Below are 23,753 nucleotides of genomic sequence, written 5' to 3'. Positions count from 1 at the left end.
GCGACCATGAGCATGCCCGGTTCCGGACTGAGCATCCCCGACTTCGGGAGCCGTTCCGGCCCGTCGTCACCGGTGGCCGAGAGGCCGGGCGACTCGCCGTTCGAGCTCGGCGTCCCGCCCGAGCTCGAAGGCCGGTTCCGCGACTGCGCCCGGGCCCGCACCCGGCTCGAGTTCGCGGGCGGCTTCCTCGACGTCACCGCGCCCTGGTCCGGTGACCGGCGCACGATCCCGGTCCGGCCCGGAACCGCGGAGAGCGGCGAGGCCCTGGCCCACCGCCTGCTGCGCGACGGCCTGCTGCCGGTCGAGGCCGACTCGATCACCTTGCTGACACCCGGCGGGATCGCCGGCGACCTGCAGCGGGAACTGGAACGACTGGGTCGTCCGCTGCGCGTGTACGAGCCGACCGGCGAGCTGGACACCGGATCCGGGTTCGTCATCCGCGACGGTGGCCACTGGGAGATACGCGGGCGGCGGACCGTCACCCACGACCAGGCGCTGACGATCGAGCTGGCCACGGCGTACGGGAATTTCTCGTACGCGCCGCGGCCGCCGGTGCCGCCCGGTCAGCGGATCCCGTTGTCCGACCGGGCCGCCACGGTGGAGCTCCTGGGAACGGCGTACGCCGCGGTCACCATCCTCTGGGGTGACAACCCCGGGCTCCTGGACCTCACCGCCGCGGCCCGCGTCCTGGACGGTCACGAGGCCCCGGGACTGCTCTGGCCCAGTCTCCTGCGACTGCTCCGCAGCCGGCTCGCGCGGGTCATCGACGTCGCCGACCTGTACGTCGACGACGACGGCCGCTGGCGTTCGGTGGACCTGCCGATCACGGTCCGCCGCATGTTCACCGCGACCGGCCCGTACCGTTTGTCCGACACTCAGGGCGTGCGTGCCGCCACCTTCAACAGCCCGACCTGGTTGCTGGCCGGGGCAGCCGCCGCCCGGCCGGACGACGAGTCCTTCGTCGCCTGGCTCGCCGAGTCGATTGTGGACCACAAGACGCGGGGACGGCCGGCACCGTCGGCGGACGCTTCCGGAGCGAACGCGCGCGAGCTTCAGCGAGCCGTGATCGCCCGGCTCGAGGCTCTCCACGTCAGTCCCCGGGACGCGCGCCTGTGGGCGGACGAAAGCTTCAACGCACCCCCGGCCGAGTTGACGGACCAGCAACCCGGGCAGTCAGCGCCGCAAACGGCGGCGGAGACGCCGTCCACCGAGGACGACATCCCGCTCCCGCTCGGCGGTGGCGTCCTGGGTCTTCTCCAGCACCTGCCGGCCGCGCAGCCCGCACTGGACGCCGGCTACGAGCTCGCGGCGCATTTCCTGCGCGACCGGTTCGACGAGCCGGTGCAGCCGGCCGACATTCCGCACGCCGTGCGTGAGTTCGCGCCGGCCGCCGTCGTCGCCGAAGTGGTCGCGTTGCTGCACCTCCGTATCCACGGGGTGACCGATCGCGACACGGTCCCGGTTCTGGTCCGCCAGTCGCTGCCGCTCATCCTCGCGGCGGCGGGCGCCGAGGTCGAGGCGTTCCTGTCCGCGCATGAAGCCGACGTCGAACGGGTGCTGGGCCAGACCTTCCCCACCCTCCGGGCCGGGGACCTCGCCGGCCTGTCCGGATCCACGCGGCCGAGGTCGGCTCTTTCGCGCGTGCCGGAACCCGAGCCGAGCACGGTCCCGCAGCCCATCGGCCCCTGGCACCAGCCGAACCTCGATCTACGCCTGACCGGGCAGGCGCCGCCCGACGTCGAGGAGATCGCCGAGCGTGCCCGCGAATCCGCGGCACTCGCCGCGGCTCTCAGCCTGGACGCCGGCCTGACCGAGGTGCGTGGCCGCACGGGGTCGCCGTTCGTGGGGATCGAGCAGCTGCGGAGCACCGTCAACCGCTACGTTTTCCGGCACCCGGAACTCGAGGGCGCCGGTCAGGCCGCGGTCCAGAGCTCGTACCGGCGTGATCTGGTGCCGTGGCTCGCAGCGGCCCTGGACGCCCTGCCGCCGTGGGACGGCCGGACAGACGCCAGCATCGAACGCGTCGGCGGTCTGCTGGCCCGTGCCGGGGTCATGGCCGCCGCTCCCGCCAGCGCGCGAACCTCGGCACTGGCGGACGCGCTCCGCGCCGACTGGACGAGGGTCGGCCCCAACCGTTTCGCCGAGCTTCCGAGCGGCGCGGTCGCGGTGGTGTGGGCGCACCGTGACGGCGCTCCCTCGCGGGCGTTTCTGGTCCAGCGAATCCGAACCGGCGGCGTGATCATCATCGACACGCAGACGGACGCCGGTGTCGATCTCGTGCGCGCGGCCAGCCCGGGAGATGTCGCGGAGCTCTTGGGTAGCCGGTTCGGCACCCTGGTCGACGCGCGCGGTCGTATCGTCACGCTCCAACCCCGGAGCACCCGGCCCGGCCCGGCTCCCGCGCCGCCGACGCCGGTCCAGGCGCCCGCGGCGGCCCCGGCCCACCGTCTGGCAGCACCGCGTTTCGGTGCTCCCTCGCCGAGGGTGCGGCCCCGGTCGGAGCTGGGGCAGATCGTCGAGGAGGGTCCGGAAGAACTGCCCGTTTCCACCGCGGACGTAGCGATCTCCACCGTGGTGCCCGAGCCGCCGATGGTGGCGCCGCCGGCCGTGGAGGCACCGGACGACCCGATGCCGGTCGTGGCCGCGCTCGCGAACCTTCACCTGATTCTGGACACGCCGCCGTCCTGGGTGCCGACCTGGGATCTCGACAACAGCAATCAGTTGCTCCTCGGTGCCGCTCGCGCCTTCGGCGAGAGGATCGCCGCCCAGCTGGCCTCCCGTCTGGCCGGAGCGCGGGTCGAACCGCACGATCTGACCGAATTTCTCCATATTGAATCGGTGGCGATCGTTCGCGGCCTCGCTAGTCTGGCCTTCCTGCAGGCCGCGGCGGCCCGGGAAGGATTCCGGCGGCTACCGATGCGATCGCGGCTTCCGTTCGCGCAGATCATCGACGGCTTGGACATCTTCGCCGCCGAACCGGGCGGTTCCGATGCTTTCACCGCGCGCGGGGCCCGCACCTTCCTGATGGCCCCGGGCTCCCTGTTCCGGGAGCAGCTGGCCGACCACCTGCGCAACTTCCTGCGCGACCGGTCGCTCACCACGGACACGCTGGAGATCGATCCGCCCGGCCGGTCCGACCCGGCGGCGGTGCCGGATGTCAACCCGAACCTGCCGGTGTCGATGGAGCTCGAGCTGCTCCGGCCGGGCCCGGCCGCCACGCCGCTGGGCATCGCCCACCTCGACACCATCACGGATCTGGCCGCGCGGTACGGCCCGCATTCGCCGTCGGCCCAGAACATGCGCGCCGACGCCGCCAGCGATGTGGGCAGACGGCGTATCGAGCAGAGCATCACGTCCGCGATGAATCGGCAGCAACGTCCGGGTGACAAGACCGGGCCGCGGCCGGCGGCGCCGGCGCCGTGGTCGGCGGACGGCGTCTTCACGTTCGTGCCGGGCGGCCAGCTCCAGCACCTGGCCGGAACCGTCCTGGCGCGTGCCCAGCGGACCACCTCGCTGCCCGGAACGGTGACCGTCGTCGGCCGGGTGTCGGGCCACGGCTACCAGGTCTTTGTCCTGAACGATCGGCAGGAGATCCGTCCCAACCAGTTGATCGCCGCGCACCTCGAGAGTCGTCTGCGATCAGATTCGGACACGCGGCCGGTCCTGGTGCTCAGCCTCGGCGGGAACGCGGACAATGTGCGGACGTTCGGCCGCCGGATGCAACGCGAGATCGACCGGCGGGCCCTGCTGGGTCATGCCGCCCCGGGAGTCGTCGTCGGAGTCGTCGACGGATCCGCCGTGACGACCTGGTACGTCCGGGAACCGGACACCGAGAATCTCGTGGCGGCGGAAAGCCTTGAAGCAGCGGTGCGGGCAGCGCGTGATCACGTTCCGCCACAGCTCGACGTCGCCGGGGAGCTGCGCCAGCGCATCGGCGGTTACACCAGCAACCGGCATCTGACCGCCGCGGAGTTCACCCAGACCGTGACCCGGCGCGGCGACACGGTGCCCGGCTATTCCGAACGTCACGAGACCAGCATCGGCTCGTTCCCGGAGACCGAGGTCGAGGTGCCGGTACGGATGGGTGCCCGGGGCGTGGAGTGGATGGACACGGCCCGGTCCTGGCTGAACCCGCAGGTGGTCCGCGAGGTGGTGAACGCCTCCCGGGGGCGGATCACGGTGCCGGTACGGATCGGGCCGGGACTTCGCGCCGTTGTGCACGAGCTTCCGGCGACCGCGGCGGAGCCCGCCACGAGCGCTCTCACCGTGACCCCCGAGACTCTGCCCACCCCGGGCGGCGTGCACCAGGTGTGGGTCAACCGGCACCGGCCGGTTCCGGGACGCGGCGGACGCCCGGTCGAGCTGACCGCGGTGCCGCTCAATCCGTACATCGACTGGTCGTTTCTGGACACGCTGCCGGTCGACGTCCTGGAGCACGTGACCGTCGAGACCGGACAGATCCGCAACGGACTGCTCGAGACCGGCGGCGAACGCCTCCCGGCCGCCGCCTACGCGTCGCGGCTGTACAACGAGAACGGCGCACCGATCGTCATCCTCACCGACCCGGATTGGAACCCCGACGAGTCACTTCCGTTCATCACGTGGTTGAGCGGCTCCGGCATTCCGGTCGTGCGATCGGTGGTGCGGGTCCACGGGGGCAACGAGCGATCTCAACGGTGGGAGATATTCCGCAACGGCAAACGGATCGGCGTGGTGAGCGATCATCGCAACGGTCTGGCCGACGCGCTCAGCAACTGGACCCGGGGCCGTCGCATCGTCACGCCGGACGATGCGCGACGCGGTGTCATCGACGGAACGCTCCGCGACCCGGGCAGCGACGCCGCCATGGTCCTGCGGCGTGGGATGGCTCGGGCGCCCCTGCAGCTCGATCAGAACGTCCGGGTGTGGATCTCGGTCCCGCACTCGATCTGGCCGCACGGTCCCATGCACGAGTTCCTGCGGCACTATCCGGCCGGGTTCGTCCCGGTGGGCCGGCACGACGGCATGCGGCACCTCGAGATCCACCTGCCCGCACGCTATGTCGGGCTGGTCGGGACCGGTGTGCAGCGCGGCTCCGTCGTCGATCTCGCCGAACTCATCGCGGACGGCGCACGGCTGGACCGCGACGGGCACGTCGTGTTCATGTCCCGTGAGGACGTCGCGCGAGGGGTGGTTCAGCGCGTCGGCCGCTTCATCGAGAACCAGCTCAGGCGGGCCCCTGCCGCGGAAACGGCCACGGAGCGGGCCGAGCGGCTGTTCCGGACACTGACCGGGCCGCCGCCGGTCGAGAACGAATCGGCCGCACTGGAGTGGGCGCGCAACGTCTTCGCCCGGCCGGGTCGCGTCTCGCCCCGTCATCTGCGGTGGCTCGGGCCCGGGGCGATCACCCCCGTGTGGCTCGCGGACGGCCGCCCGATCCTGGCGATCGGCACCGAGGAAGAGGGCCGGCCGTTGCTGCTCGAGATGGACGGCCGCGCGGCCGCGCCGGATGTCCTGGCCGACGGTGAGGTGGACCTTCTGCTCGATATTGAACAACGGCTGGCACAGCTGGATCTCAGCGTGCAGGGCGTGGTGGAGCCGGCCGCGCGCGGGCGCACCACCTTCGACCCGCTCCTGCCGTTGGTCCGCGAGGCGCAAGCCATTCAGGCCGCCGGGGGCCGGGTGCCGGACGAGCTGCGCCGGCGGATGAGCCGTCGGGTGAGCGTGGCGACCCGCCGGATGAGTGTGTTCGGCGGCGACCCGACGACCGTGGCAGAGGCTCAGGCGATCATCGGGGACCAGGAGCCGATCGACGAGGCTGTCAACCGGGCCGAGCTGCTCGACCGGGTGTCGACGTTTCTCGCCGGGAACGGGTCGGACCTGACCCGCGAGCAGATCGATGCCCGGCTCGACGAAGTGATCGGCGACATGCCGCCGGGCCGCAACGGGGAGCTTGCCGACGAAGTCGTCCAGGGCGTTGGTCTGGCCGTGACGCAACGCGCCGCCGGCCTGGCCACACCACCGCCCGAACCGGTCCCGGCGACCCCGCCGGCCGAGGCCGAGTCGACCCCGCCCCCCGAGGCCGACTCGGCTCCGCTGCCGCCCGCGGGGCGGCGGCTGCCCCAGCCACCGCCGGGGCCGCCGGGGGCACGGCCACTTCCTACGGCCCCGCTCCCGCCGCCGCCACGCCTCTCGACGCCGCTGCCCGCGCCGGAGGAGATCGAGCGGATGCGCACCCGCCTGGAGCGCCTGAGCGAGGACGAGTACGAACGCGTCCTGAACGCGGCCGGCATGTACCTCTACGGCCTGGGGTATCGGCTGCCGCCGTCGCTCGACGCCGGCGTCGACCGGGATCCGACGATCATCGAAGTGGCCTACGCTCTGCTGACCGAGGAGATCGAGCGCCGCTTCGACGGCGATCCGGCCGAGCCCCACCAGTGGCAGGCGCTCGCGCGGGAACGCGCCTCCGGCCGCAGGCACCCGACCCCGACCGGCCTTCCCGGTGGACGAGCCGGCACCGAGGCCGAGGATCACAGCGGCTTCCTCGAAGACCGGACCCCGGGTGCGTCCGGATCGTCTTCGGCGGGGTCGGGGCAGCGCGCTGCCAGCGGCGGCGTCCGGCTCACGGGTTTCGCGTCCCGCGCTGCGGCAACACCGCGTGTCAACTTGGACAAGGTGACCTGGGTCGCGCGACATGACGCGGCCGGGCTGAAGGTCGTCATCGACACCGGCGTCTTCCTGACCGACGGCCGCGGCCACTACGTGTCGCCCAGCCGGCCGGAGGACGGCTTCCGCCAGGCGTCCCTGCCGGTTCTCGAGTTCGTGACCGAGGATCCGCGGGCCGAGCTCGACGGCGATCCGGAGGCGGTTGCCGTCGACTCGCTCGAGACCATCGTGGCGACGTTGCAGGATCTGGCGGCGCGCGCCCGGCAGACGGTGCAACCCGGCGGCACCGCGGGCGTCCACTACCTCAGGGACATCTTCACGACGGGCCGGGGATGGCGGCTGAATCCGGAGCTGAGGAACGTCGTGTGGCGGGCGGTGATCACCGGCGGGGAGCCGACGGTGCTCGTCCACCACACGAGAGGAGTGCCGGTTCTCGCTCTGCGGGACGTCATGCGGGGCCTGACCGACCGCATCTGGGAGGCACCCGGGGAATCGCACCTCGACGAGCACCCGAAGCATACGCACGTCGACGGCGAGAAATTCGCCGGCCAGGTCTCGGGACTCTTCCACCTGCTCGACGACGGCACGGACGAATTCGCCGGCGAAGCCGTCATGCTGGAAGGCGCCATGTGGCTGACCTATGACCACGTGGCCGGGCTGGCGCAGGCCGCACTGGGCGACACCATAGGAGGCAAGAAGTACAGCCCGATCGCGATGCGGCAAAGCCTGAGCACGCTACGGCGGGAGCTGCCGCGGCGGGTGCGGGATTTCCTCGACCGCAACGCCGAGGCGATCGAGCAGTTCTTCGAGGAGACGCTCCTGGAGCGCATACCCGACTACAGCGATCATTATGTCGCCTATCGAAGCGCCGCCGCCCGCTCCCGGACCAGTCGCCGCTACGAGCGCGTGACCGAGCTGCCGCCGGGAACGCGCGTACGTCCGCTGGACGCCGTCCGTTACGCCTGGGTGGCGGAAGGGCATGGCCGTGGGTCTCTGCGGGTGGGCGACTATCTCGACACGATGCTCCGCAGCCGGTCGGCCGTGCTCAACCAGCACGAGGCCTTCGGCGTGCGCACGTATCACCAGGATCTGGACCGGGCCCGCCCGGACCGGCCCGGGTTGCTGCTCATCGAGATCCGCAACGACACGGGCGCGCGGATCGATCCGGAGCAGATCATCGCGCACGACCGGGCGTTGCGCGAGATCGTCCGGGAGGCGGTGCGCCGGGCGGAGCAACCGGGCACCGCGCCGGATCGGGTCACGCGCTTCGTCACCGATCTCAACGCCGAGGTCGGCGGGCAGAACGGCACCTCGGACGGCGCCTTGGCGGCGGCGACGGAGGTGCGTTTCCGCGGTGGACTTCGCAGCGCTCCGGTCGACGGCAGCGAGACGCTCGACCCGGGCCGATGGGTCGGCGAACGACTCGCCGATCCGGGGCTGCCCGGTAACCATCCGCTGCGGTCCTGGGACGACCTCAGCGCGCTGATCGATCGGGCGAGGCACGGCGGGATGGTGATCACTCCCGCCTCACGTGGCCAGGCCGCCGCCGTCTACATGAAGCTCGACGAGCAGGTCTGGCGCATCGAGGTGCATGACAACGGAGCCGGGGCGGCCGAGCAGTGGACCGCGCCTTCGACGGTGTCCGGCGAGGAACCGCCGGCGCGAGCGCTCGCTTTCAACCACTGCGCCGACTTCTTGCTGACGGCGTGAGCGAGAGAACCAGAAACAGGAGGAACGAGTGTGAGCAGTCCGTGGGGTGTGACGCCGGGGGACTTGACCCAGGGCGGCAATGACACCACCTATTCGGCCGAGTCGATCCAGGTCAAGCTGGCTCAGCTGCAGGCCTATGTCGAGCAGTTGAACGCGGAATGGAAGGGCAACGCCAGCGAGCAGTGGTCCACGCTGATGGACGAGTACAACCTGCACGCGACCCGGCTCCGGGCGACGCTGGACAACATCGGACAGAACCTGCACGGGAACAACAATGTCGTGGTCACGCACGAGGAGAACAACGTGTCGTTGCTGGTGCCCGGCGCCACCACCGCCGACCTCGCGCCGCCGCGCTTCTGACGAAGGGGAATTTCGTGCCCGACATCGAATCCAGCCGGATCGAGGTTCCGGCCAGACTCGCCGATGTGCACGCGGATCTGACCGGCCATTCGCAGCGGCTCCAGCAGGAGCTGGACGACCTCGCGCCGAAGCTGGCCGTGCTGCAGACGGATTGGACCGGCGACGCCGCCGGCGACTACAAGGACGTCCAGTCGCTCTGGGACACCGACGCCAAGGCCCTGTTCGATCCGCAGGACGGGGTGCTGAAAAGGATCGCCGAGGCGATGGCCAAGGTGTCCGACAACTATGACGTCACCCAGGCGACGATCCGGCAGACCTGGAGGAGTTTTTGAACGACACGCGGTGCCGGGTGACGGTGGTCGGCGTCGAGAACCGGGTCGACGTCGCGATCCCGGCCGACGCGCCGATCGCGCAGTACAACGACCTGCTCGCCCGGCTGGTCGGCCAGCCCGAGGACGACGCGCTGCCACCGGTGTGGAGCCTGGCCCCGATCGGTGCGCCCGCGTTCGCGATCACCTCGTCGCTGGCCGGCCAGGGTGTCGAGGACGGCGCGGTGCTCTACCTGCGGGACACCCTCGCCGGCGAGGATCAGGAACCGGTCGTGCGAAGCGTCTGGGAAGTGGTCGCCGACCTGGGCGAGAACGGGGTCCGCTGGGACGCCCGGGCGATCGGCCGGACGGCCGTCGTCCTCGGCGCTTTCTGGCTCGCCGCCGCGATCGTCTACGCCGGGTTCAGCGGCCACAGCGGCCTGGCCACCAGCGCGGTGGCCGCGGTGGTGGCGGTCGGCCTGGCCGTGCTGGCCCGGGTGACGCGCAGCCATCCGAGGGTGCTGCCGGAGCCGCTGCGGACCGTTTTCGGCTGCGCGGCCATCCCGGGCATCGCGGCGGTCGCGGTGCTGGCACCGGGTCATCTCGCCGTCGACGCGACTCACCTGATCTACTTCGCGGTGGGCGTGTTCCTGGGCTTCGTCGTCGCGCTCGCCGCGGTGCCGGGTGTCCTGCTCGCCACGCTCACGCTGCTCGCCGGCGTCGCCGGGATCCTGCTGGCCGTCCTGGTGGCGGCGCACGCCACGGCGTCGGCGGTCGCGGCCACCGTGGTCGTCGCCGGTGTCCTGTTCCTGGCCGTCGCGCCACGGGCGGCGGGCGTTCTGGTCGCCGCGTCGTGGTTGTCCATCTCGTCCGCGACGGTGGAGCCGGACGCCGACCCCGACCGTCTGGCCGGCCAGGTCACGCTGGCCCGCCGGGTGCTCGTCCTGCTGGTCGCCGTTCCGTCCGTGGCGGTCGGCGCCGGGCTCGTCGTGCTGACCCGGCTGTTCGACCCGTTCACCATGGCCGTGGCGATCGTCGCGACCGTCGTCCTCCTCGTCCGAACCGGCACGTTCGAGCGGGCCACCGAGGCGATCGTCCCGGCGATCGCGGCGACCACCGGGATCTTCGCTCTGCTGACCCTGCTGGACCGCAGCGCCGCGACCCAGGCGTACGTTCTGCCCGCCTTGTTGCTGGTGGGGGTGATCGCGATCGGGGCCGGCCTGCCGGTGCTGTTGTGGGGAGCCGGTGTGAAGCCCGGCGACGGCGACAAACCGTCGAGGTTGAGCCCGCTCCTGACGGTGGGCCAGATCATGCTGCCGGCGTTGCTGCTCGGCGTTTACGGCCTGTACGACACGCTCTGGCATCTCGGCGGCCGATGACACGTGCGGTCGTCCGGGGAGCCCGGACGACCGCACCTGCGACGGGTCAGAGATGCCACTTCTGGTTCGAGGTGCCTCCGCACGCCCAGAGTTGCAGCTTGGCGCCGTCAGCGGTGCTCTGGTCGACGACGTCGACGCACTTGTCGGCGTGCGTGTTCACCAGATCGTGGGCGCTGTTCAGGGTGAACTGCTGCGCGGCGCTCCCGGACGAGCACGAGCTCAGCAGCACGTGTGCCCCGTTCGCTGTCGAGCCACCGGCGATGGTGAGGCAGCGATTGCCGGCCCGCACCGTCCGGTCGCTGTAGAAGGTCCACTGCTGGTTCGGACCGTCGGTGCAGGACCAGATCTGCAACTGCGGGTTGGACGCGAACGCGCCGTCGGTCACGTCGACGCACTTGCCGCTGCCGTAACCGATGATCTCGCCGGGTCCGCTCGTCGCGGTGACATTGGTCCGGGCGGCCACCGTGGGTTTCGGCTTGGTTCCCCCGGACGACGAGCCCGATCCCGAGGTGGTGGCGGTGGTCGCCGGGGCCCGCACCACCGACCCGGTGACCGCCGTGCGTCCCGTCCCGGAAACCGAACCGGAGCCGGAGCCCGTGACGGTCACGGTGCCGGCCGGCGGACCGCCCGCGACACCGACCGGCCCTCCTCCGGTGACCGTGACCGCCTGCCCCGGCGGCCCGGCCGGCGTTCCGTTCCGCGTCGTCGTGGTGGCGTGGCCTGGGGCCTGAGATTGAGTCTGGGCGGGGACGTGTCCGGTGGACGCCGCGTCCGCCGGGCGCGCCCCGCCGGGCTTCAGAAGCACGCCCATGCCCACCACGGCGGCCGCCACGATGACCACCACCAGGGTGCTGACGGCGGCCGATCCCACGGCGGACCGCCGCTGTTCCCGCCGGACGGTACGCACGAACGCGCCGACGAACCCGCCGCGCGCACTCCGGGCAGCCCTTGCCTCGGGCTCTGACACCTGTTCCTCCTAGATCGTGCCGTACGGATGCCGCCCGTGAAGCGACTCCGGCGGGTAGGAGACGCACCGGCACGGCGGAGATTCGACGTCATGGTGGTTGTCACAGGGCGGCCGCGGATTCACCAATCGTGCAGGGTGCCGTCCTCCAGGCGATTCACCGGCAACGCGGCCGGCCGGTAGGGGTATCGCGCCGCCAGCTCCTCGTCGATGTCCACCCCGAGCCCCGGCTCCTCGGACGGATGCAGATAGCCGTCCGCGAACCGATAGCCGTGCGGGAACACCGCATCCGTCTCCGGTGTATGCGGCATGTACTCCTGCAGACCGAAGTTCGGGATCGCCACATCGACGTGCAACGCCGCGGCCATGCACACCGGCGAGAGGTCCGAAGCTCCGTGCGAGCCGCTGCGCACCTGATACAGCGCCGCCAGGTCGAAGATGCGCCGCAGGTGGGTGATGCCCCCGGCGTGCACGACCGACGTGCGGATGTAGTCGATCAGATGCTCCGAGATCAGCCCCAGGCAGTCCCAGACGGAGTTGAAGACCTCCCCGACGGCGAGCGGCGTCGTCGTGTGCCGGCGCAGCAACCGGTACGCCGACTGGTCCTCGGCCGGCACCGGATCCTCCAGCCAGGTCAACCCGTACGCCTCGAGCGCCTTCCCCAGCTGCGCGGCCTCCACGGGCGACAGCCGATGGTGAGCGTCGTGCAGCAACCGCAGCGAGGGCCCGAACGACGCCCGCACCGCCTCGAACACCGTCGGGATATATCCTAGATATCGGGTGGTGGACCACACGGAGGTGGCCGGAAGCGCCGACGACGCGGGCTCGTAAACCGGATCCGACGAGACGCCGTACACGGAACTCAACCCCGGGATCCCGCTCTGCACACGCACCGCTTGATAGCCCGAGGCGACCAATGTAGACACCGAATCCAGCACCCCGGCGATGTCCGGGCCGGACGCGTGCCCGTACACCAGCACCCCGGACCGCGACCGCCCGCCCAGCAGCTGGTAGACGGGAAGCCCGGCCACCTTGCCCTTGATGTCCCACAAGGCCGTGTCGACGGCCGCGACGGCGGTCATCGTGACCGGCCCGCGCCGCCAGTACGCGCCGCGGTAGAGGAACTGCCACGTGTCCTCGATCCGCGCCGGATCGCGCCCGATGAGCGCCGGCACCACATGCTCGCGGAGGTAGGCGACCACGGCCATCTCGCGCCCGTTCAACGTGGCGTCGCCGACGCCGGTGAGCCCGGACGACGTCACGATCTTCAGGGTGACGAAGTTGCGGCCCGGGCAGGTCACGATCACCCGGGCCGACACGATCCTCATTCCTTCACCCGGGCCACGAGCTGGGTCGGGTTCACGAACCGCAACGCGGCCACCAGTAATACCAGCATCATCGCCGTGTACATGACGGCCATCGCGTCCACCGACTGCTGCGCGCGGATCCCGGCCGCGGACATCGTGTAGTACAACGCGACCACCAGCGTCTGCGAGGACGGGCCCGCGGTCAGGAACGTCAGCTCGAACATCCCGACGGTGCGGACCAGCACCAGGATCGACGCCGCCAGGATGCCGGGCACCAGCAGCGGGGCGAGGACGCGCACGAAGACCTGCCAGGTGCGCGCGCCGCACATCCGGGCGGCCCGTTCGATCGCCGGGTCCACCTGCTCGATGAACGGGGTCATCGTCAGGATCACGAACGGGATCGACGGCACCAGGTTGGCCAGCACCACGCCGGACAGGTGACCGGCGAACCCGTACTTGTACAGCACGGTGGCCAACGGGATCCCGTACGTGAACGGTGGCATCAGGATCGGCAGCAGGAACAGCAGGTACAGCAGGCGGCGGCCGGGGAACGCGCGCCGGGCCAGCACGTACGACGCGGGCAGCCCGATCAGCACGGAGATGGCGACGACGAGCAGCGACACCTCGAGCGTCACGACGAGCACGTCGAACAGACCAAACTCATGCCAGGCGGCGCCGTACCACCGGCCGGTGAAGCTTTGCGGCAGCCATGTGTCGAACCACCGTGAGCCCAGCGAACTGACCACCACCGAAGCGATGACGCCGGCCAGGTTGACGAAGAAGAACGCCACCACGCCCCAGACGATCCAGGCGGCGGGCCGGAGCCTGATCATCCTTTGCCTCCCGTGGTCGATCCGGTGTAGAACAACGACCGCGCGCCCAGCACCAGCGCCACCACGACGAGCTCCACGACCCCCATCACGATCGCGATCGCCGACGCGAGCGGGTAGTCGTAGACCTCGTAGGCGGCGTGATAGGCCGCGATGGAGATGACCCGGGTGGAACCGGCCGGGTCGCCGACCAGCACCGCCGACGGGAAGACGCTGAACGCCAGCACGAAGGTCAGGCAGAACGTCGTCGCCAGCCCGGGCGCGAGCAACGGCAGCGTGATGCGCCGAAAGCGTTGCCACGGGCCCGCGCCGAGGGTGGCCGCGGCCCGTTCCAGCGTCGGGTCGATGCCGGACAGGTAGGACAGGATCAGCAGGAACGCGAACGGGAACCCGGTGATGACCAGCGAGAAGAACACACCCCAGTAGTTGTTCGTCAGCCGCACCGGCGCGTCGACCAGATGCAGCCAGAGCAGCACCCGGTTGAACCACCCGGTCAGCCCGAGGAAGTTCAGCAGCCCCTCGGCGGTGAGCACCGTCCCGAGCGTGATCGGCACGACCAGCACCGTGGTGAGCAGCCGCTTGCCGCGGAAACGGCCGCGCATCCGGTACGCGATCGGCACCGACGCGGCCACGTTCAGCAGCGCCGCGGGCAACGCGAGACCGAGGGTGGTCGCGATGGTGCCGCGCTGATAGGCGTCCGAGAAGAATTCCCGGTACGCCCCGAGCACCCCACCCGACGCGGGCTGGAACGACAATCCGAGCCCGTACGCGAAGGGGTAGACGAACAACACGATCACCGCGACGAGTGCGGGCAGCAGCAGGAGCAGTTGCCGGTCGATGCCGCGCTCGGCAAGCCGGTGCCGCAGCGCGGGCCGTCCGGTCGGCGGCGCGGCGACCGGAGTGGCCGCCCGCTGGTCTACATCGCCGGTCATGACGCGAACACCAGCACCCGGGCCGGATCCGCGACGACCGTGAGCTTGTCGCCGACGGCGGGCCGATGGTCCAGCAACAGTTCCAGCAGCGTGCCGGACGACGACCGCCCCTCCACGGCCACGTCCCGGCCTTGGTAGGAGACCACTTCGACGGTGACCGGCACGCCGTCGTCGCCCACGCGCAGGTCCTCCGGCCGGATGCCGGCCACCACCTCGTCGCCGTCCGCCATCGCGCCCACCGCCGTGCCGCGCAGCGTCATTCCCCGGCCGGTGACGGTGACGGCGTCGCCGGAGCGGGAGACCACCCGCATCGGCAGCAGGTTGCGATAGCCCATGAAGTCGGCGACGTGGGCGTTGGCCGGCCGCTCGTGCAGTTCCGACGGCGTACCGGTCTGCTCCACCCGGCCGTCACGCAGCACCACGAGGCGGTCCGCCATGGACAGCGCCTCCTCCTGGTCGTGCGTGACGTACACGGTGGTCAGGCCGAGGGACTGGTGCAGCCGCCGGATCTCGGTGCGCATCTCCAGCCGCAGCTTCGCGTCCAGATTGGACAGCGGCTCGTCCATGAGCACGAGCGCGGGTTCCAGCACCACGGCGCGGGCGATCGCGACCCGCTGCTGCTGGCCGCCGGACAGTTGACCGGGCAGCTTGGTGGCGTGCTCGTCGAGGCGTACCAGGCGAATGGCCTCGTCGGTGCGGCGCCGGATCTCGGCGCGCGGCACCCGCCGCATCTGCAGGCCGAAGGCGATGTTCCTGCGGACCGACAGATGCGGGAAGAGCGCGTAGCTCTGGAACACCATGCCGAAGCCGCGCCGCTCCGGCGGCACCGTGTCCAGCCGGCGGTCGTCCGACCAGATGCTGCCCTCGGAGAGCGGCAGCAGACCGGCGAGACAGTTCAGCGCGGTGGACTTGCCGCAGCCGGACGGGCCGAGCAGGGCGATGAACTCGCCCCGCTCGATCTCCAGGTTCAGGTCGCGCACCGCGTCCTTGCCGCCGAAGCGCCGGGTCACGCCGTCCAGGCGCAGCCGCTGGAAGCCGGTCACTTCTTCACCTTCGCGCCGCCCACTTCCCGGTCCCACTTGTCGAACGCCGCGACCAGCGACTTGGCGTCCAGCGGCACCTCGAGCGGGTGGTCCGCGATGAGCTTCTCGTACTCGGGGCGGCCGTACTCGCCCAGCGCCTGCTGACTTTCCGGCGGGGCCATGCTCAGCGGCACGTCCTTGACCGCCGGCCCGGGATAGAAATACCCCTTGTCGTACGCCTTGGCCTGCTGCGCCGGGGTGAGCATGTCCTGCAGCAGGTTGAGGATCGCGGCCTGCTCGCCGACCGGCACACCCTTCGGGATGACCGCGTAGTGCGCGTCGGTGACCCAGTGGAAGCCTTGCAGGGTCCCGACCGCGGCCTCCTTCGGCACCGTGCCGAGCACCCGCGGGTTGATGTCCCAGCCGGTGGTGCTGGCGATGATTTTCGCGGACCCGTTGGCGAGGTTCTTCATGGTCTCGGACGTGGTCGACGGGTACAGCGTGACGTACTTGTTGAGTTCCTTGAGGTACGCCCAGGTCTTGGACCAGCCGTTCACCGGGTCCTTCGGGTCCGAGTCGCCCAGCAGGTAGGGCAGGCCCATCAGGAAGGTGCGGCCCGGGCCGGAGTTGGACGGCCGGGCGTACTGCACGGCGCCCGGGTTCGCCTTCGCGTACGCCAGGAGCGCGTCCGCGGTCGTCGGCGGCGCCGGCACCTTGGCCGGCAGGTATTCGATCAGCGGCCCGGACGGGTAGTAGGTGACGGTCACCCCGTAGTCCCCGGCCAGTTTCTGCATGGCGGTGGCCCCGGGCAGGTAGTCGTTCATCCCGGGCAGCCGCGCCGCGTACGTGGGCAGGATCGGCACCCACAGGTCCTGGTCGATGCCGGCGGCGAGCCCGTCGACGCCGGTCAGGACCAGGTCGATGTCGACCCGGCCGGCGTTCTGCTGCGCCTTGACCTTGCCGACCAGTTCCGGGGCGGTGGCCTTGGAGTAGGTCACCTTGGCGATCTGGCCGGAGTTCTTCGACACGAACTCGTCGATCATGCCCTGGGTGAGCTGCAGGTTGCCGGCCACGTCGAGGATGTTGACGGTCACCGCCTTGTCCGGCTTGTCCGGCACCGGGCCGGCCGTCGCGCCCGAGCCGCCGCCCGGGCTGCTGGGGGCGGAGCAGGCCGCGAGCAGGACGGCGGCGGCGAGCGCGGCAGCGCCACCGAAACGGCTTCGCCGTACCGCGTGGCGGGGGATCTTTCGCATCTCGGGGACCTCCTAGCGGGGGATGGGGCCGGTGGAGCCCCGCACCATCAGCTGGACCGGCAGCTCGCGGCGGACCGCGGGCCGGTCGGGCTGTTCGAGCAGTTGCAGGAGCAGATCCACGCCGGCCCGGCCGGCCTGCTCCTTGGGGAGTGCGACGGTGGTGAGCGACGGGTGGACCATCGCGGCCGGCGCGATGTCGTCGAAGCCCAGCACGCTGATCTCGCCGGGCACCCGCACGCCGCGGGCCGTGAAGCGGTTGAGCAGCCCCAGCGCGACCAGGTCGTTGTAGCCGATGACGGCGGTCACGCCGGCCGCCAGCACCTGGTCGGCGGCGGCCACCCCGCCCTCGAACTGCGGCATCACGTTGCCGACCTCGACCACCTCCACGCCGGTGGCACCGGCCGCCGCCCGTAACGCCCGGACCCGCTCGCGGTTGGCCCAGGACACCCGCGGACCGGCCACGTACGCGATCCGGCGGTGCCCGAGAGCGGCGAGGTGGCTGACCGCCTGGCGCATCGCCTCGGCGAAATCCGGGATGACCGACGGCACCCGGGCCAGACGCCGGTTGAGCAGCACCAGCGGGGTGTCCGCGGCGAGCGTGCGCAGCTCGTCGTCGGTCATCCGCGGTGAGCACAGCACGATGCCGTCGACCTGCTTGGACAGCCTGCGCACGAGCCCGATCTCGGCGGCGGTGTCCTCGTCGGTGTCGGCCAGGAAGACCGCGTAGTCACCCTCGTGGGCGCGGGCCTGCACCCCCTTGACCACGCTGGGGAAGAACGGGTTGCCCAGGTCGGGCACGAGCAGCCCGAGGTTGCCGGTGCGGCCGGTGATCAGGCCGCGGGCGGCGCGGTTGGGGTGGTAGCCGAGGGTGGCCGCGGTCTGCCGGACCCGGTCGCGGGTGGCCGGATGGACCAGCTCGGGCGCGGTCAGGGCGCGCGTCACGGTCGAAGCGGAGACACCGGCCGCGCGAGCCACATCCTTGATAGTCACCGCCATGCCCGCCAAGTCTGAAATCCATTTCGGATCGAGTCAAGGCATCGACGCAGATCGTTTGATGATCCTTTTCCCGGCGGACCCGGGTTTCGTGATCAATTGTGAAAACGTTTGTGATGTTCGTGTCATGGAGCCCGCGCGCCGGCACCCATAGGCTGAACGCGGGGGGCGTGTGGCGGCAGCGAGGAGTGGATGGCGTGACCCATCGGAAGGCCCTGGTGGTCCGGGGCGGGTGGGAGGGGCACAAGCCGGTCAAGGCGACCGAGATGTTCCTTCCCTTCCTGGAGCAGAACGGCTACACGGTGCGGGTCGAGGCCTCGACCGCGATCTACGCCGACCCCATCGAGATGGCCGGCACCGACCTGATCGTGCAGTGCGTGACGATGGGGGAGATCACCCGCGAGCAGCTGCGCGGCCTGCGCGCCGCGGTCGAGGCGGGCACCGGGTTCACCGGCTGGCACGGCGGCATCGTCGACTCGTTCCGCGCCTCCGCCGACTATCTGCAGCTCATCGGCGGCCAGTTCGTCACCCACCCCGGCAAGGACCCGGCCGTCTGCGTCGGCGACGAGTCCGACAAGATCCTGCCGCACACGGTCACCTTCACCGACCTGGGCCGCGCGCACCCCGTCACCGTGGGTCTCGACGACTTCCCGCTCCGCACCGAGCAGTACTGGGTGCTGCACGACGACCTCATCGACGTGCTCGCCACCCTCACCCACCCCGCGCAGCCGTGGCACCCCTGGCACCGGCCGATCGTCTCGCCGGCCATCTGGACCCGGCACTGGGGCGCCGGCCGGGTCATGGTCACCACCCCCGGGCACACGCTGGACGTGCTGGAGGAGACGCACATCCGCACCGTGATCGAGCGCGGCATGCTCTGGGCGACCCGCGACTGAGCGTCCTATCCGGTCAGCTTGGAACCGCTCGTGGACGGCTTGCCCGCCCCCAGGAAGAAGATGCCGGGCAGGCCCGCGGTCTCGAAGCCGGCGCTCTTGTTGCGCCGCAGCGTGGAGTGGCGGATCGTCATGGTGCCGGTGCGGTCGTTGCTCACGAAGAACACCGCGCCGCCGCCCTCGACCGCCTTGTTGTCCTCGATCAGCGTGCCGTCCAGGGTCAGCGTGAACCGGTTCCCGTCCAGGTAGATCGCGCCGCCGCTGCCACCGCCCGGAGTGCCGGACCGGGCCGGGTTCGCGCCGTTGCCGACCGCCTCGTTGTCCTGGAAAACGCTGTTCAGCACGATCCAGGAGACGCCGATGCTGCTCAGCGCCGACCCGTTCGAGCAGACACCGCCGGTGAACGTGCTGCCGGACACGTACACCGGGTCGTCGCCGCCCTGATCCAGCACCCGCAGCGCGGCCCCGCCCAGGTCCGGCCCGGTACGGTCGCAGCGGTTGCCGGTGAAGCGCGAGTTGACCACCTTGACGTGACCGCCGCGCACGAACACCGCGCCGCCGCCCCCGCCCTCGGTCTTGTCGCCGGTGCTGTTGCCCTTGCTGAACACCAGGTTCTGCAGGGTCAGCCGGGGTGTGTCCTGGTCCTGGCAGTGCGAGGTGGTGAAGCCCTGCGCCTCGTCGCACGTGTTCATGTAGAGGATGCGCCGCTTGCCCCCGCCGCTGAGCGTGACCCGGCCACCACCGTCGAGCACCACCTGGCTGCTCGCGTTGCGCACCTTCGCCGTCGCGGTCATCGTGATCGTCACCGGCGCCGGACCGCAGTCGAACGTGATGATGCCGCCCGCCGCGACCGCCTTCACCACCGCCGACGAGGTGCAGCTCGCGGGCGTGCCGCTGCCCACCTTGCGGGTCGGGTGGCTGGTGTCGATCGCGCGCGCGGCCGACGGGACGGTGGCGTGCCCGTCCGGGTTGCCCGGCTTGGGCAGGAGCTTGGCCGGCGCCGACGTGCGCGACGGCGACGGTGACGACGACGGCTTCGGCTTCGACGGCGCGGACGCCGGCGGCGCGGGAGCCCCGGACGCCGCCGCCGACGGCTCCCCGGCCACCCGCCGCTCGGAAAGGGCCGACGAGGGCGCCGAGCACGCACCGAGCAGCACGAGAGCGGCGATGAGGGGGATCAATCGAGAACGCACCGGAGGATGGTACGACTCCCGTTGCTTAAGTAATACCGCGCGCACCTTTACGTCATTCGGCTCCGGGTTGCCGCCGTATTAAGTAAGCATTTGTCTCTTGAGGACTTAGTCGTCGTCCTTGGTCTCCGCGACCGGGGTGCCGTTGCTGCAGGAGATCTTCAGCTCGGATCGGCCCTCGTCGCCCTCGAAGCGCACCTCGACCTCGTGGTCCGGGCCCTGCTCGGCACGCTCCACGCTGTAGCCCGGCCGCGGCGACCAGCTCACCAGGTATGCCTCGGTGCCGGTGCAGCGGGCGATCGCCGTACCGCCGCTGGTGGTGAAGCTCGCCTCGACGCCGCGCGCCGGTGGTGCCTTCGTGGCGCCGGGTTTGTCGCCCATCTTCGACGTGGCGGTGGGCGCCGGGGCAGGGCGGCCGGTCGGCGGGGCGGCGGTCCGGTTCGCCGTCGGTCCGCCGGCGGTGGGCGCCGGTCCGGCCGGTCCGCCTCCGTCGTCGCCGCCGCTGTTATCGCCGCCGTTGTCGTCCGGCGGCGCGGCCGGGCCGGTTGCCGTCCCGGCGCCGGGCGCTGGCGAGGACGGCCGCACCCCGGCCGGTCCCGAGGGCCGCGCGAGGGGAGTGTCGAGCGGTGCCGCCGACGACCCGTCCGCCGCGACCGACGGCTGGGTGCCGAGCGCCCGTCGCACGTCCTCCTCGGTGAGCACTCCGCCCGGCGTACCGGTCAAATTGTCGCCCACCAGGCGGATGCCGCCCAGCCCGGCCACCGTGGCCACCAAGGCCGCGGCCACCCAGCCGAGAGCCACGGCCAGGGTGGGACGGCGGACGGGACGCATGGCCGCAACTATGCCGCACGGCACGGTAAAGATGTTTCCGGTCGAACGATAAGGGATGGTTAAGGCCTACTAGGCTCGGAGCCAAATGGCACGCCTGCTGCTCGTCGAGGACGATGCGACCATCCGTACGCCGCTGATGCGTGCCCTGCGCGAGCGGGGGCACGCGGTCGCCTCCGTCGGCTCCGCGCTCGACGGCGTGCAGTCCGCGCTCGCCGACCGCCCCGACCTGGTCGTCCTCGACCTCGGTCTGCCCGACCTGGACGGCCGGGAGATGCTGCGGATGCTGCGCGCGGTCAGCCAGGTCCCGGTCATCGTGGCGACCGCCCGCGACGACGAGAACGAGATGGTGCGGGTGCTCGACACCGGCGCCGACGATTATCTGGTCAAGCCGTTCACCGCCGCCCAGCTCGACGCCCGCATCCGCGCGGTGCTGAGGCGCGGCGCCACCACGGCGACCGACCCGGCGATCACGGTGGGGGAGCTGGTCATCGACCCGGGCGCCCGGCAGGTCACGCTCGCCGGGGTGCCGATCGAGCTGACGCCGCGCGAGTTCGACCTGCTGCACCACCTCGCGGGGCGCGCGGGGCAGGTGGTGACCAAGCGCGAGCTGATGACCGAGGTGTGGCAGATCCCGTACGGGGGTGCGGACAAGACGGTCGACGTCCATCTCTCCTGGCTGCGCCGCAAGCTGGGGGAGAGCGCCACCGCGCCGCGTTACCTGCACACCGTCCGCGGCGTGGGTGTCCGGCTCGGACCTCCGTGAGAACGCGGCTGACGCTGCTCGTGCTGGCCACCACGAGCCTCCTGGTGATCGCCTTCCTGGTGCCGCTCGCGCTGCTGGTCCGGCAGGTCGCCCAGGACCGCGCGACCGTCCGCGCCACTGCCGACATCCAGGGCATCGTGCCGGTGGCCGGCACCTCCGACGTCCGCCAGCTCGGCCTGACCGTCGCTCAGCTCGCCGCGACCTCGGGCCGCCCGGTCACCGTCTTCCTCGGTAACGGAACCGTGCTGGGCTCGCCGGTCGCGGTCACCCCGGCCGTCGAGCTCGCCCGGCGCGGGCAGAGCCTCACGGTCTCCGAACGAGGCGGCGCCCGCGAGATCGTGGTGGCGGTGCAGGGCCGGCCGGAAGGCCCGGCCGTGGTGCGCACCGTCGTGTCGCCGGCCGAGGCGAGCAGCGGCGTGGCCCGGTCCTGGCTGGTGCTGGTGGTGCTCGCCGCCGTGCTGGTGCTGCTCGGGCTGGTGGTCGCCGACCGGCTCGCCCGGCGGCTGGTCCGGCCCATCACCGCGCTCTCCGACGTGTCGCACCGGCTCGCCAACGCCGAGCTGACCGCGCGCGCCGAACCGGACGGGCCGCCGGAGCTGCGCGAGGTCGCCGGCGCTCTGAACCATCTGGCCGCCCGGATCCAGGAGCTGCTGCGCCAGGAACGCGAGCACGTCGCCGACCTCTCGCACCGCCTGCGCACGCCGCTGACCGCGCTGCGCCTGGAGGCCGAGGGGCTGCGTGATCCGGCGGAGAGCGCCCGGCTCGCGGCCGCCGCCGACGGGCTCGAACGCGCGGTCAGCGGGCTGATCCGGCAGGCGCGCAGCCGCACCGATCCGTCGTCACCCGGCCGCTGCGACGCGGCGGCGGTGGTCGGTGAGCGTGCGGCGTTCTGGGCGGTGCTGGCCGAGGACACCGGCCGGCACATGGAGGTGGAGCTGGTCGCCGGCCCGCAACCGGTGGCGCTGGCCGCCGAGGAGCTCGCGGCCGCGGTGGACGCGTTGCTGGGCAACGTCTTCGCGCACACGCCGGAGGGAACCCCGTTTTCGGTACGCCTCACCGGCGCCCCGGCCGTGATCGTGGCGGATCAGGGTCCCGGGATGCCGTCCGGCCTGGCGGCGCGCGGGGTCAGCGGCGGCGACTCGACCGGGCTGGGCCTGGACATCGCGCGCCGGGCGGCCGCGGCGAGCGGCGGTGACCTCGCGATCCACCCGGCCGAACCGAGCGGGACGTCGGTCGTGCTGCGGCTCGGCCGTCCTTAACCCCGTCTTAGGGATCATGCAGCGCGCCGCTATCCCGCGACGCGCGAATCTTCTGGTCGTCAACCGGTAACCAGGAGGTTCAGTCATGAAGCGCACGTCCATGATCGCCGCGGCCATGGGTGCCGCCGCCGTGCTGGGTCTGGCGGGCACCGCGGTCGCCGCGAACGCCGGCGACGGCGCACCGGCGACCGTCCGGGTCAGCCCGGCGAGCGACGACAACGGCCTGCGGGGCGACGGGACGGTGGACGACAACCCGTCGAAGACCGCGCCGGCCCGGCCCTCGGCGTCGGCGTCGTCGCCGACGGCTTCCGACGACCGCGCCGCGGCCTCGAAGGCTGCTCTGCGGGCCGCCGGCGGCGGCACGGTGACCAAGATCGAGGCGGAGTACGAGCACGGGCGGGCCGTCTGGAAGGTCCGCATCGTCAAGGACGGCAAGCGGTACGACCTGTACGTGGACCGCAAGACCGGCAAGGTGACCCGGCACGACGTCAAGAAGTCCTCGTCCGCCACGTCGACGCGGACCGTCACCTACAGCACCCCCAAGCCCAAGGCGACGAAGAAGCACTCCGCCGACGACCACCGCGGCCGGGGCCGCGGGTCCGACGACAAGGGCCGCGACGACCGGGGCCGTGGCGGTCACGGCAGCGACGACAAGGGCCGCGACGACCGGGGGCGCGGCGGTCACGGCTCGGACGACAAGGGCGGCGACGACCACGGCCGCGGCGGGCACGGCAGCGACGACAAAGGCTCGGACGACCACGGCGGACACGGCCGCGGCTCGGACGACTGAGGTTCCCTTACGGCGTAGAAAGGGACTCCTCACCCCGGCGACGGCCCACGCGATCCTCGCGTGGGCCGTCGTTTCGTCGTTGCCGCGTCACGGGCGACAACACACTGCGTAACAATCGCTGCCGGCGTCTCGCGCGCTCGCACCACAGGGCGGCAGCACAAAGAGTGATAGCGCAGGGCCCCGGCATCGCCCGCTGTGACCTGCGGCATAGGTCCGACTTGTGCCGTCTTTCGCCGTTTTACGACCGGTCTGAGATGTCTGAGTTGGGCCATTCGGCCGTATTGGTCCGCCGGTCAGGTCAGCGGCCTTGAATCACGCTGCGTA

17 protein-coding genes are annotated in these 23,753 nt (G+C 71.5%); 8 read left to right on the top strand and 9 right to left on the bottom strand.

All coding sequences use genetic code 11. From position 1 onward, the window contains the following. Positions 1-6 precede the first annotated feature (6 nt). From HH310_RS22915 to HH310_RS22900, 4 genes are read left to right on the top strand one after another with little or no spacing between them, the layout of a single operon-like run. Entirely contained in the window at positions 7-8,355 is an 8,349-nt protein-coding gene (locus tag HH310_RS22915; protein WP_169177671.1) for a hypothetical protein, read from the top strand. A 30-nt stretch (positions 8,356-8,385) separates the two neighbouring features. Continuing rightward, positions 8,386-8,715: a WXG100 family type VII secretion target gene (locus HH310_RS22910; RefSeq protein ID WP_169177670.1), complete on the top strand. Its 330-nt coding sequence runs from the start codon at positions 8,386-8,388 to the stop codon at positions 8,713-8,715. A 14-nt stretch (positions 8,716-8,729) separates the two neighbouring features. After that, positions 8,730-9,047: a WXG100 family type VII secretion target gene (locus HH310_RS22905; protein WP_169177669.1), complete on the top strand. Its 318-nt coding sequence runs from the start codon at positions 8,730-8,732 to the stop codon at positions 9,045-9,047. Beyond that, positions 9,044-10,402, top strand: a complete 1,359-nt coding sequence (locus tag HH310_RS22900; protein ID WP_169177668.1) for an EsaB/YukD family protein — start codon at positions 9,044-9,046, stop codon at positions 10,400-10,402. Before HH310_RS22905 ends, HH310_RS22900 begins: the two co-directional genes overlap by 4 nt. Before the next feature lie 46 nt (positions 10,403-10,448). Here HH310_RS22900 and HH310_RS22895 read toward each other — a convergent pair whose 3' ends face one another. The 7 genes from HH310_RS22895 to HH310_RS22865 all read right to left on the bottom strand — a co-directional run bounded on the left by HH310_RS22895 (position 10,449) and on the right by HH310_RS22865 (position 17,706). Then, positions 10,449-11,369, bottom strand: coding sequence for an RICIN domain-containing protein (locus HH310_RS22895; RefSeq protein ID WP_169177667.1), 921 nt, complete (start codon positions 11,367-11,369; stop codon positions 10,449-10,451). A gap of 119 nt (positions 11,370-11,488) precedes the next feature. After that, entirely contained in the window at positions 11,489-12,694 is a 1,206-nt protein-coding gene (gene manD, locus HH310_RS22890) for a D-mannonate dehydratase ManD (protein ID WP_169177666.1), read from the bottom strand. Next, positions 12,691-13,506 carry an ABC transporter permease gene (locus tag HH310_RS22885; protein WP_169177665.1) on the bottom strand — a complete coding sequence of 272 codons (816 nt, stop codon included), beginning with the start codon at positions 13,504-13,506 and terminating at the stop codon, positions 12,691-12,693. The genes manD and HH310_RS22885 overlap by 4 nt, the downstream gene beginning before the upstream one ends. After that, positions 13,503-14,435 (bottom strand): ABC transporter permease, encoded by a 933-nt coding sequence (locus HH310_RS22880; RefSeq protein ID WP_169177664.1) that lies wholly within the window; start codon positions 14,433-14,435, stop codon positions 13,503-13,505. The genes HH310_RS22885 and HH310_RS22880 overlap by 4 nt, the downstream gene beginning before the upstream one ends. Next, positions 14,432-15,478 carry an ABC transporter ATP-binding protein gene (locus tag HH310_RS22875; RefSeq protein WP_169177663.1) on the bottom strand — a complete coding sequence of 349 codons (1,047 nt, stop codon included), beginning with the start codon at positions 15,476-15,478 and terminating at the stop codon, positions 14,432-14,434. Before HH310_RS22875 ends, HH310_RS22880 begins: the two co-directional genes overlap by 4 nt. Continuing rightward, a complete protein-coding gene (locus tag HH310_RS22870) occupies positions 15,475-16,710 on the bottom strand; it encodes an ABC transporter substrate-binding protein (protein ID WP_169177662.1) in 1,236 nt (411 codons plus the stop codon). Before HH310_RS22870 ends, HH310_RS22875 begins: the two co-directional genes overlap by 4 nt. Before the next feature lie 12 nt (positions 16,711-16,722). Further along, positions 16,723-17,706 (bottom strand): LacI family DNA-binding transcriptional regulator, encoded by a 984-nt coding sequence (locus HH310_RS22865; RefSeq protein ID WP_169177661.1) that lies wholly within the window; start codon positions 17,704-17,706, stop codon positions 16,723-16,725. A gap of 194 nt (positions 17,707-17,900) precedes the next feature. Between HH310_RS22865 and HH310_RS22860 the strand changes: the two genes are divergently transcribed. Beyond that, complete coding sequence (locus tag HH310_RS22860; RefSeq protein ID WP_169177660.1) at positions 17,901-18,599, top strand: ThuA domain-containing protein; 699 nt, start codon at positions 17,901-17,903, stop codon at positions 18,597-18,599. A 5-nt stretch (positions 18,600-18,604) separates the two neighbouring features. Here the strand turns inward: HH310_RS22860 and HH310_RS22855 are convergent, their stop codons facing one another. Together HH310_RS22855 and HH310_RS22850 are read right to left on the bottom strand one after the other, a co-directional pair. Then, positions 18,605-19,789, bottom strand: coding sequence for a hypothetical protein (locus HH310_RS22855; protein WP_169177659.1), 1,185 nt, complete (start codon positions 19,787-19,789; stop codon positions 18,605-18,607). Positions 19,790-19,894: 105 nt separating this feature from the next. Continuing rightward, positions 19,895-20,617 (bottom strand): hypothetical protein, encoded by a 723-nt coding sequence (locus HH310_RS22850; protein WP_169177658.1) that lies wholly within the window; start codon positions 20,615-20,617, stop codon positions 19,895-19,897. 85 nt (positions 20,618-20,702) lie between these two features. On the opposite strand from HH310_RS22850, the gene HH310_RS22845 reads away from it, so the two are divergent. The 3 genes from HH310_RS22845 (at position 20,703) to HH310_RS22835 (ending at position 23,429) form a co-directional block, all read left to right on the top strand. Then, complete coding sequence (locus HH310_RS22845) at positions 20,703-21,380, top strand: response regulator transcription factor (RefSeq protein WP_169177657.1); 678 nt, start codon at positions 20,703-20,705, stop codon at positions 21,378-21,380. Then, positions 21,377-22,639, top strand: coding sequence for a HAMP domain-containing sensor histidine kinase (locus HH310_RS22840; protein ID WP_169177656.1), 1,263 nt, complete (start codon positions 21,377-21,379; stop codon positions 22,637-22,639). The genes HH310_RS22845 and HH310_RS22840 overlap by 4 nt, the downstream gene beginning before the upstream one ends. Positions 22,640-22,724: 85 nt before the next feature. Further along, positions 22,725-23,429, top strand: a complete 705-nt coding sequence (locus HH310_RS22835; RefSeq protein WP_169177655.1) for a PepSY domain-containing protein — start codon at positions 22,725-22,727, stop codon at positions 23,427-23,429. Positions 23,430-23,753 lie beyond the last annotated feature (324 nt).

This window comes from Actinoplanes sp. TBRC 11911 (assembly GCF_012933445.1).
GTDB lineage: Bacteria > Actinomycetota > Actinomycetes > Mycobacteriales > Micromonosporaceae > Actinoplanes.
Note: the sequence above shows the minus strand (reverse complement) of the source record. Positions and strands in the feature narration are given on the sequence as shown.